Here is a 5,942-nt window from a genome sequence, read left to right on the forward strand (position 1 = left end):
CATCAGTATCGGACTGCAGGCCGCCGCGTTGACCGAGACGCCCATCGGGCTCATTCCGGCAGGCACCGGCAACGATCACGCCCGTGAGTTCGGTATTCCCACAGGCGATCCCGAAGCAGCAGCCGATGTCATCGCAGACGGTGTCGTGCAGCAGTCCGACCTGGCGAAGATCACGCTGGCCGACGGTTCCGTCGTCTGGTCGGGAACGATCATCGCGAGCGGATTCGATTCGCTGGTCAGTGAACGGGCCAATCGGATGTCGTGGCCCAAGGGACCGATGCGCTACAACTTGGCGATGCTCGCCGAGTTGGCGAAGATGAAGCCGCTGCCGTACCGGATCGAACTCGACGACGAGGTCATCACGGTGGACGCGACGCTGGTCGCTGTTGGCAACGGGCGCTCGTACGGTGGCGGCATGCTCATCACGCCAGGAGCGTCGAAGTCTGATGGGTTGCTGGATCTGACCGTCGTCGGGCACGGTTCGAGGTTGCGTCTGGTGCGCCTGTTTCCGCGGGTGTACAAGGGAACTCACGTCTCCTTGGATGCGGTGCAGACGTACCGATCGAAGAAGGTTCGGTTGGTCTCCGAGGGCATCATCGCTTACGCGGACGGCGATCGGGTGGGGCCGTTGCCCATCACGATCGAGGCAGTTCCCATGGCGCTCAACATCTTGACGCACACTCGGATCTGAGTCGGTTCTGCCGGGCACTAGGTAGCGGTGGTGTCAGACTTCTCGGATGAACGAATCGACGAAGTCGGCGCACCGCCGCGCTGCCTGGACCTTGGAGAAATGGCAGCTAGCCATCGACATCCCGTTGACCGCTGCGGCCTGCCTGTTCTTGGTGGCGTACGCGTACCAAGTGCTGGCGCAACCGACGGGCCTTCCACATCGTCTGACCGAATGGACGATGTGGGCTGCGTGGGTCGTTTTTGCCGTCGACTACGCAGTTCGCCTGTGGTTGGCACCTGCCCGCGGTCGCTGGTTCGTCAGGCATCTCTTGGACTTGGCGATGGTGGTGTTGCCCATGCTGCGTCCGCTTCGCCTACTTCGGTTGGTCACACTGCTTGCGATAGTTCACCGCTCGAGCGGGCAAAGCTTGCGTGGACGGGTGGTTATTTACGCCACTGGTGCCACGGCCTTGCTGATCGGTGTCGCGGAGCTGGCCATGCTCGATGCCGAGCGTCACGCGCAGGGCGCTGCCATCACGTCGTACGGAACGGCATTGTGGTGGGCGATGGAGACGGTCACGACCGTCGGTTACGGAGACATGGCGCCCGTTACCACGACCGGGCGCATGATCGCCGGAGCATTGATGATCGGCGGAATTGCGTTGCTGGGCATCGTGACTGCCACACTCGCTTCCTGGTTGGTCGAGCGCGTGGCGGAACAGGACGAGGCATCCCAGGCCGCGACGCGTAAGCAGGTGGCGGACCTGTCCGAGGAAGTCCGAGCCTTGGCCACCCGCACGCACCGAGTCGATCTCGCGTCCGTCGATACCGATTCGCTGCGTCGCGAACTGGCGTCGAGGGGAGTCGTGGCGCAGCATGCACCTTCGGACAATTGACCCGCAGTACAGCAAACAATAGAACGATGGTCTGATAATCTTGCGTGATGGTGGCGACCCACGGATTTCAGCGCGCGCGCAGGCCTGAGCAGATCGAAGCGCGTCGGTGCGCGATTCTCGATGCGGCCCGCGCGATGCTCGGGTCCAGGCCCGTCGCCGACATCAGCCTGCGTGAGCTCAGTGAGAGCGTCGGACTGGCGAAGTCCAACGTGCTTCGCTACTTCGACAGTCGCGAGGCCATCTTTCTCGAAGTGCTCGACGAGAACTGGGTAGCGTGGCTGGACGGGTTGTCCGAGTCGTTGACTCCGACCAGTGACGACTCACCGTTCGCCACTGAAATCCATGTGGCATCGACGGTTGCGGAATCGCTTGTCTCACAGCGGTTGCTGTGCGAGTTGATGAGCGTCATGGCTGGTGTCCTCGAAAGAAACATCTCCGTCGACTTCGCCCGTGACTTCAAGAAGCGGGCAACGGTCAACTCGGGAAGGTTTGCGTCGCTGATTCATTCGCAATTGCCTCACCTCTCGGAGGGCGACGCGGCTCAATTCGCCAAGGTAACCCTGGTGATTGTTGCAGGCTTGTGGCCGACTGCCGAGCCTGCCGAATCCATGGTCGTCGTACTGAACGAGATGCAGGCGCCCCCTGCTGCCGACATGTTCGCAACCGGCCTACGTGAAGGTCTGATCAATCAGCTCGTCGGGCTGTCGGCGCGAGCGGCAACCCGAACGAGCTGAGCCCGTTCAGGCGCTGTGCAGCGTCAGGACGGTGATCTCGCTCGGTGCGAACACGCGGAATGGTGGACCCCAGAACCCGGTTCCGCGGCTTGTGTACAACTGCGTGCGGTCGCCGTGACGGGTGAGCCCGTGCACCGACGGTTGATCGAGTTTGACCAGAAGGTTGAACGGCCAGATCTGTCCGCCGTGGGTATGACCGGCGAGCTGCAGATCCACTCCCGCGGAAGCGGACTGAGTTACCTGCTTCGGTTGATGGGCGAGCATCAGGATCGGCAAATCGGGGTCGGTGCCGGCAAGGGCCATATCGAAGTTCGCGCCGTGACCGTCGAGCTTTGATCCCAGAGCGGTGGCGTCGTCGACTCCGGCGATGACCAGGTTGTCGCCGCCCTTGGTGACGACGAGGTGCCGGTTGTGCAGGGCATCCCAGCCGATCGAGGTCATGTAGTCGAGCCACTCCTGAGCCTCGTGGAAGTACTCGTGATTCCCGGTGACGTAGACACGAGCGAGTCTGGCTTCCACCGACGCGAGTGGGGTGGCTTGGCCGAGGCGCTGCTCCACTGTTCCGTCGGCAATGTCGCCGACGTGGGCCACGATGTCGGCGTCGAGTTCGTTGACTGCCGCGATCACGCGCTCGGACCACTTCTCGCGATTGATCGGGCCGAAATGGGTGTCGGTAATTGCGACTACCCGAAGCTTGTCCATTCCCGCTCCGAGGCGAGGGATGGTGACGTCGACGTGCTTGATCCGTGGCAGTCTCATGGCTTCCCGATAGCCCCAGATCAGCAGAACGGCCGAGGTGATCAGTGCCGCAACGGCGACGATTCTCGATCGAAGCGGGTCATCCACGCCGCCGACGAGCAATCCGAGCCTCAGGACTTCACCGAGCAGGGTCCACACGAACACGACCCAGATGATTCCGAGGAGGGCGTCGCCGACCAGGCGAACTGGATCGCGGTCAGTGTGTCCGTGGCTGAGCATCATGGTGGCAGGCAGGGTGATCAGGAGGGCGGCAAATAGAACGGTGCCGAAAACTGCCACCGCTGTCGGCCAGTCCGGCCGGACGAACAAGCTCCACCACGGGTACACGAACAACAGAGCCAAGATCGACGCGACAATCGAGGATATGGCAACGATCCGCAACGGTCTGCGGCGCGGAACTCGAGCGACGTCGGTCGCCTGGGGTGTAGTCACCCCGTCCAGAGTAAAGGTCCACTGGTCTATTAACAAGGGGACGGTGGTCCGCTATCGGAATGTCGGTGTTCTCGGATAGGTTTCCGAACGTTGAAACTCGGCCAGTGATCAGGTGGGTGGCGCATGGAGAAGTACGACGTCAAGAAGGCATACAAGGATCTCTATTCCCCCGGGCGCCGCGATTTTGCCCTCGTGACCGTCCCGCGCTTCGGCTACTTCGCCGTCGACGGTCACGGTGATCCCAACACTGCCACCGAGTACTCCGAGGCGCTCGAAGCGCTGTATTCGGTGTCCTACGCGACCAAATTCGCGAGCAAGAAGGAACTGGATCGCGACTTCGTCGTGGGCCCGCTGGAAGGGTTGTGGCGGGCAGATGACCCCGAGGTGTTCGTGACGCGGGACAAGTCGTCGTGGGATTGGACGATGATGATCTCGCAACCGGAGTGGATCACGGAGACGGAACTGTCTGCGTCGATTGACGCAGTCCGGGCCAAGGCAGTGCGGGCCAAGAAGGAGATTGCCGCTCTCGACAAGGTCAGGTTTCTCGAGTTGGAGGAAGGTCTGTCCGTCCAGATTCTTCACGTCGGCTCGTACGACGACGAAGCTCCCACCCTGGACCGGCTGCACAACACGTTCATCCCGTCGAACGGCCTGAGCTTCAACGGCGATCATCACGAGATATACCTCAGCGACGCTCGCCGGACGCCGCCCGAGAAACTGAAGACGGTTCTGCGTCAGCCTGTTTCGAGGTAGCGATTACGGCTCGAGGCCGCGCAACTTCTCGAGGTCGCGTCGCTCGCGTTTGGTCGGTCTGCCGGCGCCACGATCACGTCGCGGAATGGACGCGATCAGTTCGGGAGGCGGTGGGGGTGGTGAATTATCCTGCAGGCAATCGGCGGCCAGCACCGCGCTGACTCGTTTCGTGATCGGCTTGACCACGACGACAATGCGTTCGATGCCGGATACACGCACCCGCACCTCGTCGCCGGCTTTCACCTGCTGAGCCGCCTTTGCCGACGTTCCGTTGACCCGAACGTGTCCCGATCGGCAGGCGGTCGCCGCCTGCGAGCGTGTTTTGAACAGCCGAACCGCCCACGTCCAGCTGTCCACGCGGACACTGATCGCGTCGGAGGGGAGTTGGGCTGGCACGCACTCCAGCCTACCGACGAGTGCTCACAGACCCTGCGCGCGGATGCCCGAGTAGGCGCGCGGTGCATACCGCAGTCGTAACGGCAGCAGATGCCAGAACCGATCTGTCAATGTCAGGAAGCGGGCGAACCAGAAGTACATTCGTTCGTCGCGCGGCGTCCATTCCCATCCGAGAGTTTCGCGCGCCTTCTCCGGCATCAGTGCCTTGCCGATCCAGTTCGCCACGGCCATCGTGGGGCGTGAGGTCAGACGCCACAGCCACGTCGGAACCTTCGGAGCCGGTGCGATGTCGTGCTCGGCGATGCGCGTCGACCATTTTGTGGTGTGGGTGTTGATCAGGTGGTTGTCGAGCATGTCTTCCCAGTACGTGCGGAAGCTGGCGTAGTCGTCGAAAGCCGGTCGGTCGGTGAGTCCGTAACAGCGCCACCAGGTTACGGCCTCACGGACAAGCTGGTCCTTCTGCTCCGCCGTGAACTTCTTGTACGCGAATCGCTCGTTGAAATCGAGTATCACCTCGAAGAACGTGACGTGTGTCCACCAGAAAGTGTCAGGAGCGAGGGCGTGGTAACGCCCGCCGGTTTCGTCGATTCCTTTGAGATCGGTGTGGAAGTTGCGAACGAGCGTGCCTGTGCCCTCTTCGGTCCGGTCGTACACTACGCCGTAGATGGGCGGCAGTGAGCGGAACAGGCGGTCGAGCGGGTTGTCGAAAAAATTCGAATGATCCTGCAGCGCTCCACTTACCGCGGGATGCATGTTCTGCAGCGTGCCTGCGCGTCCGAGATACAGCAGACCGCGAACGTCGCCGAAGTGTGTCCACGTCAGGGAACCGGGGCCGATCGGATCGGCTCGTAGTTCCCGGGGCTCTGGTCGCGCCTGGGGCTTAGGTCGACGAGTATCGGTGTCCGGATCGCTGCTCATCTGGTTGACCCTCCGCCTGCGCTCATGTGACAACGGTTGTTGTCAAATGATGACTTTTGCTGCGCCGCGCGAATTTGTCAATGGATTCGGCTAGATCTGCCCGAAAACAACTCCGGCCCCTCACCTGCAACAGGTGAGGGGCCGGAAGAGTGAAGCGGTCGGACTCAGGCGTATTCGTAGAACCCGCGACCGGTCTTCTTGCCGAGACGACCGGCGTCGACCATGCGGCGAAGCAGCGCCGGCGGAGCGTAGTGCGGTTCTGCGAATTCCGCGTACAGGGACTCTGCCGCTGCGAGGGCAATGTCGAGACCGACGGTGTCGAGCAGCGTCAGCGGACCCATCGGGTAGCCGCAGCCGCCCTTCATGGCCTCGTCGATGTCTTCTG

Annotated in this window: 8 protein-coding genes; 4 read left to right on the top strand and 4 right to left on the bottom strand. The window is 62.2% G+C overall.

Annotated features, from left to right (window positions below):
• From A2J01_RS29650 to A2J01_RS29660, 3 genes are all read left to right on the top strand, one after another.
• On the top strand, window positions 1-691 hold a 691-nt coding region (locus A2J01_RS29650; RefSeq protein ID WP_064114160.1), incomplete at its 5' end, for a diacylglycerol kinase.
• A 46-nt stretch (window positions 692-737) separates the two neighbouring features.
• Window positions 738-1,565, top strand: a complete 828-nt coding sequence (locus A2J01_RS29655; RefSeq protein ID WP_064114161.1) for a potassium channel family protein — start codon at window positions 738-740, stop codon at window positions 1,563-1,565.
• A gap of 47 nt (window positions 1,566-1,612) precedes the next feature.
• Window positions 1,613-2,299, top strand: coding sequence for a TetR/AcrR family transcriptional regulator (locus A2J01_RS29660; RefSeq protein WP_064114162.1), 687 nt, complete (start codon window positions 1,613-1,615; stop codon window positions 2,297-2,299).
• Window positions 2,300-2,305: 6 nt separating this feature from the next.
• On the opposite strand, the gene A2J01_RS29665 is transcribed toward A2J01_RS29660, so the two are convergent.
• The gene (locus A2J01_RS29665) at window positions 2,306-3,490 is read right to left on the bottom strand and encodes a metallophosphoesterase (protein WP_064114163.1); all 1,185 of its coding nucleotides are present in this window, start codon (window positions 3,488-3,490) and stop codon (window positions 2,306-2,308) included.
• 123 nt (window positions 3,491-3,613) lie between these two features.
• Between A2J01_RS29665 and A2J01_RS29670 the strand changes: the two genes are divergently transcribed.
• Window positions 3,614-4,243, top strand: coding sequence for a GyrI-like domain-containing protein (locus A2J01_RS29670; protein ID WP_007731353.1), 630 nt, complete (start codon window positions 3,614-3,616; stop codon window positions 4,241-4,243).
• 3 nt (window positions 4,244-4,246) lie between these two features.
• Here the strand turns inward: A2J01_RS29670 and A2J01_RS29675 are convergent, their stop codons facing one another.
• From A2J01_RS29675 to A2J01_RS29685, 3 genes are all read right to left on the bottom strand, one after another.
• Window positions 4,247-4,639 (bottom strand): RNA-binding S4 domain-containing protein, encoded by a 393-nt coding sequence (locus A2J01_RS29675; RefSeq protein ID WP_029256216.1) that lies wholly within the window; start codon window positions 4,637-4,639, stop codon window positions 4,247-4,249.
• Between the two features lie 24 nt (window positions 4,640-4,663).
• Entirely contained in the window at window positions 4,664-5,557 is an 894-nt protein-coding gene (locus A2J01_RS29680; RefSeq protein WP_064114164.1) for an oxygenase MpaB family protein, read from the bottom strand.
• Between the two features lie 164 nt (window positions 5,558-5,721).
• Window positions 5,722-5,942 (bottom strand): 3-hydroxyacyl-CoA dehydrogenase family protein (locus A2J01_RS29685; RefSeq protein WP_231916071.1); only part of this gene is annotated, 221 nt, incomplete at its 5' end.

The sequence above is a fragment of the Rhodococcus sp. EPR-134 genome (assembly GCF_001647205.1).
Lineage (GTDB): Bacteria > Actinomycetota > Actinomycetes > Mycobacteriales > Mycobacteriaceae > Rhodococcus_F > Rhodococcus_F qingshengii.

What these genes read in the sequence shown, in the direction of transcription:
- A2J01_RS29670 (WP_007731353.1), top strand. Translation starts at nt 3,614, where the DNA reads ATGGAGAAGTACGACGTCAAGAAGGCATACAAGGATCTCTATTCCCCC.
- A2J01_RS29660 (WP_064114162.1), top strand. Translation starts at nt 1,613, where the DNA reads ATGGTGGCGACCCACGGATTTCAGCGCGCGCGCAGGCCTGAGCAGATC.
- A2J01_RS29680 (WP_064114164.1), bottom strand. Translation starts at nt 5,557, where the DNA reads ATGAGCAGCGATCCGGACACCGATACTCGTCGACCTAAGCCCCAGGCG.
- A2J01_RS29655 (WP_064114161.1), top strand. Translation starts at nt 738, where the DNA reads ATGAACGAATCGACGAAGTCGGCGCACCGCCGCGCTGCCTGGACCTTG.